Source organism: Lactobacillus sp. C449L, assembly GCF_059900815.1.
This window is the reverse complement of sequence record NZ_JBWXGA010000046.1, coordinates 1-631: the sequence shown is the minus strand read 5'-3', so window position 1 is coordinate 631 and position 631 is coordinate 1. Positions and strand designations below refer to the sequence as shown.

Below are 631 nucleotides of genomic sequence, written 5' to 3'. Positions count from 1 at the left end.
TCCTCGTAAAGGTCGACCAGCGCCTCGTAGGAGGACGGCGCCGCCCATATATGGGCCGGCGCCGCGCAGGGCATGGCGAGGAGGGGCGCGGCCATCAGCGCGACGGCGAGGCGAAGTCTTCCGGTCATTCCATTCCTCCCTCGGAGTTGCGGGCGTCTTTCCAGGATCATGGCCTCCCCTGCGCTGGCGCGCAGATAGCAACCTAATCATATGATTACGGTCTTAATAGCCCTGATCGAGCACCAGCGCTGCAACCACCCTTAGCGAAGAAGAAGCGGTCTGATGGGCGGGCGACTACAGGCTGTTGAAGAAGCGCTTCAACCGCTCCATCGCCTCGATCACCCTCGCCTCCGGCTCCGAACCGAAGCAGATGCGCAAATGGCCTTCGCCCGAGGGACCGTAGAAGCTGCCGGATTCGGTCACGACATGGGCTTCGCTCAGGATCGCCATGGCGAGTTCGGACGAGGCACGCCTGGTGCCGCGTATGTCGGGGAATGCGTAGATGGTGCCTTCCGGCTCCGCGCACTTGACACCCGGCATCTGGTTGAGAGCCTGAACGACGATGTCGCGCTTGCGCCGATCCGCCTCGACCATGGCCCGCATCGGCTCGTCCGGCCCCTCGATGGCGGCG

1 protein-coding gene is annotated in these 631 nt (G+C 64.3%); it reads right to left on the bottom strand.

Annotated elements, in window-relative coordinates:
- Window positions 1-294: 294 nt before the first annotated feature.
- Window positions 295-631, bottom strand: a 337-nt coding sequence (locus AC2JF9_RS08185; RefSeq protein WP_500726808.1) for an aminotransferase class I/II-fold pyridoxal phosphate-dependent enzyme, incomplete at its 5' end; no start/stop codon positions are given.